Source organism: Tunicatimonas sp., assembly GCF_049647865.1.
GTDB lineage: Bacteria > Bacteroidota > Bacteroidia > Cytophagales > Cyclobacteriaceae > Tunicatimonas.
Genome location: NZ_JBARYM010000044.1, coordinates 1 through 3356, shown reverse-complemented (window position 1 = coordinate 3356; position 3356 = coordinate 1). Strand labels below are relative to the sequence as shown.

At 40.5% G+C, this 3356-nt stretch carries 5 protein-coding genes; all 5 read right to left on the bottom strand.

Annotated elements, in window-relative coordinates:
• On the bottom strand, positions 1-186 hold a 186-nt coding region (locus tag WBA23_RS01835), incomplete at its 3' end, for a hypothetical protein (RefSeq protein WP_424580533.1).
• Positions 187-464: 278 nt separating this feature from the next.
• The gene (locus tag WBA23_RS01830; protein ID WP_424580532.1) at positions 465-797 is read right to left on the bottom strand and encodes a hypothetical protein; all 333 of its coding nucleotides are present in this window, start codon (positions 795-797) and stop codon (positions 465-467) included.
• Between the two features lie 131 nt (positions 798-928).
• Positions 929-1498, bottom strand: a complete 570-nt coding sequence (locus tag WBA23_RS01825) for an HARBI1 family protein (protein ID WP_424580531.1) — start codon at positions 1496-1498, stop codon at positions 929-931.
• 17 nt (positions 1499-1515) lie between these two features.
• Positions 1516-2559, bottom strand: a complete 1044-nt coding sequence (locus tag WBA23_RS01820) for a DUF4145 domain-containing protein (protein WP_424580530.1) — start codon at positions 2557-2559, stop codon at positions 1516-1518.
• A 526-nt stretch (positions 2560-3085) separates the two neighbouring features.
• Positions 3086-3356, bottom strand: a 271-nt coding sequence (locus WBA23_RS01815; RefSeq protein ID WP_424580529.1) for an enolase C-terminal domain-like protein, incomplete at its 5' end; no start/stop codon positions are given.

Here is a 3356-nt window from a genome sequence, read left to right as displayed (position 1 = left end):
TTTGGGAATCTTGCCAGCTTTCGTCTGTTTTACTTCTTCAAAAGCTGCTGTCAAATCGTCTTTCACTTGAAAAGCTTGCTCGTACTTCTCAATTCGTTTTTCAAGCTTTTTCCATTCGCTAATTGGTATCTGAACTGCCATTAGGTTGCCTTCTTGATCGTTCAAATATTGTAATTGTACTTTCATACTTTAATATACGGCATTTTTTACCTTTGGATTACGCTTAACGGTGAATGTATGGTGCGTAAGGGATTGCGAGCTTTAAACCAATCAAGTTACCACCCAAATTTAATGCGAGTAAATACGCCCGAAAACCTCTGAAACCCTTATGCACTATACACATTGTTGTGGCGTCGTTATTCTTCATCCAAAGGTCGATTTGCTATCAAAACCCAACCTTCAATATCATTACCGAAATCATCTCTTAAAGTAATCCCTCTTGCATCAATATCAATTAGTAAGCTTCAGCATTCTTCAAGATCTGTTCCTGATACTCTAGACAGAGTCGATAAACGTCTTCCATCAGGAAACCGTTTATCATTTAACATTTGCTTTAATAAAGTCTTTCGAGGTTGGTTATATTTCTTCTCCTTTTGTTCCATTCTCCAATTTTCTAGTTGTCTAGGTCCATAATAGGAAGATAAAATTGTTCCAATTACGCCTAAGATACCACCAATAAAACCACCAATTAAAGAGTATAAAATTTTAATTGATGAATCTATTGATTCACCTTCTGCTTGTCCAAATACAAGAGATGTAAATAATACAAAAACAACAAGTATTGAATATTTCTTCATATCGTTATTTTTTTCTACGTCGTGCAATCTCTGCTGGCATTATATAGACGTATTTTATCAACTCCTCAATAAATAAAATTATCTGATTCGCATCTTCCTTTTCGACATTAAAGATTATTACGGTTAGTTGTTTATGCCGCCCATCGCTGACAACGAATATTATGCAGTCCGCAAGCAACAGCCATCATGCGATCTCTTACCTGCCAGCCATGTAAACGGATTTGATTGCGTATAATTTTGACTCGTTTGATACCCGCAATCGCGTGTTCTACGGTGACCCGAATGCTAGCAATAAGTCCGTTTAGTTCCTTTTGGTAGTTCGTCAGTTCTTTGCCCTTCGGCTTCTTTTCAGGTAGGATGACTGCCGCATGTTCCGCCTCAATTCCCAGAAAGCCTAAGTCGGCCCATAAGCTCTGGTCTTGTTCAGGAAACTTCAATTCGGCTTGGTCATACATCTTTTTATCATGTACCCGGCCTTCAAAGGTTTCCCCCAGATAAAGCACTTCCTGTGTAAGAGTAGTAATCACCAAATTCTTTAGCGTATGGGTGCCTTTCTTACGACTATAGTGTTCTTTTTGTACTTGGTAGTCGGCTGAGCGGCCGATCCGACGTTCAGCCACGTCTATTAGTAAAGCCGTAGTAAGGCACTTATTGAGGACGTAATACAATTGATCTGCTGACCGTTGAGGTAGTTTTTCCATTCGCCTCAAAGCCTCTTCTAGTAGGGGCGAGAGCTGCCTAACCCATAGGCTGACCCGCAGTGGAACTGATTTCCTTGGCTCATTCCGAACACAGCCCCATGATAAGCCTGATTTGGATTTTCCTTTATGTAGCTCAACATGAACAGTAGCTTATTGGCCGATCCGGGTAGGCTGTTGTCGCTGCGCTCGTCATAGCGCACGCTCTTGCGAGCCTCCCCCTTTAAATCATGGTGGCGATAGTATTCTTCCTCGAGGGGGGCAAAATGATACAATAAAATTATAAACTCTTGTTGGTTTAAGCCCGTAATGGCATTAAATTGAGTGGGGCCACCGTGGAACGGCTGTTCGTTAAACTGTCTAGTGTTAGCATAAACTATCGACAGTGGACAGCCTTTTTTCATTCCCTTATAAAAGCAACCGTAATATTCTTTATTATTGATTGGGTCAAAATGAGCGCCAGAATTTCCAATCAATCTAATTTCTGTTGCCCAGTCCCCAAGGTTTTTATCTAAGATTCCTTCATTAATCAGATTCTTAATTCTCTTCGCTAAAACACCCTCAGTTTCTCCTTTATCCACTGTAATGGCTTCCAATGTTCGTCTTGACATCACGGCAGACGCTCTGTAACACTGTGCTGAAAAGGTAATTTTTGCTTCTTGTAGTATTCTTTGAATCTCCTCTGGAATATCAGATGATGGATTCATTCCTTGGATTGGCCACCAAAACAGCCCTCGATAATTTATCAATCCACCAGAATGCTTTTTATTAGATGGTGAATCACCTATATACTCCTGCTCTATAACAATAACTGGTTGATGGCAATTACGACACTCCATAGAAGTCACTTGGTCAATTAATGTCCTTTTGTTTTGACCATCTTGACTTAAAATATATCCAGAATCAAAAGTTGCAGGTAGAGAGCCTAAAATATCAAAACTAGATTGCTTGTCACACCTTGGACAAAGCCCATAAGGAGTATGAGAATTAGGTAAGCCATCATGGTCTTGAGGCAATTCCTCTTCTCTCTGTCCCTTTTTCTTATTTGTTAATCTATTGAACATCTATAATGCTTTTTAATGCGCCACAACAACCAGATAAACGCACCGGTGCGTTTATTTATCATGTACCTGTATTGTTTTTGATTGATTTGACGGTAATAATACGATAGAATTAATCTTCTTTATAGCACTTCGCATAATTTTAGCAAGCTAGTTAAACGTTTGTAAGTGTTTATTGTCATTTGTACTCAATAATTACCAATTCCGAGCAGGTATCTATCGATAGTCTAAGTGATAATATAGCAAAGTATCGTTAAACAACATGAACTGTTAGCATCTACTTTAATCAGGTTATTTCCTCCTTATGCCCTTTACATAACACCCGCTGATTGACCTATCTTAAGCATCTCCATCACCAAACGCATCAGCTTGTGGTTAAATTGTAACTACCGCCTAGTTGAGGGTCACCTGGCTTGGAAACTTCTTCCCCTAAGTGGTGAAGTAGTAAGGTTAGAATATAAAACCAAATGCGACTTCTCTTCTCAGACGGTGTCGTTGTTCATTACTAACTGTGCTCAGTACATGGAGCCTACCACCGAGTAGCTTGAAATTTCCAGCCGGGCTGTACTTTCTGCATTTCTACTTCGTCGTTACGATGGGTGAGGGCGCACTTGATAAAATTTTGGTGGAGCTTATCTAATGCGTCGCTATTAAGCTCTACCCCCAGCCCGGGACCCTGAGGAACACTTACAGAACCCTCTTCAAAGGCTATTCGTCCCCCCACAACTACCTCGTCAGATTGCCAGGGGTAGTGGGTATCTAGCGGATACGGGGGGGTAGGCAATGCAGCTCCTAGATGC

Excerpts from the sequence above, each read along its gene's own strand:
- WBA23_RS01830 (WP_424580532.1), bottom strand. The coding sequence starts at position 797 with ATGAAGAAATATTCAATACTTGTTGTTTTTGTATTATTTACATCTCTT.
- WBA23_RS01825 (WP_424580531.1), bottom strand. The coding sequence starts at position 1,498 with ATGGAAAAACTACCTCAACGGTCAGCAGATCAATTGTATTACGTCCTC.
- WBA23_RS01820 (WP_424580530.1), bottom strand. The coding sequence starts at position 2,559 with ATGTTCAATAGATTAACAAATAAGAAAAAGGGACAGAGAGAAGAGGAA.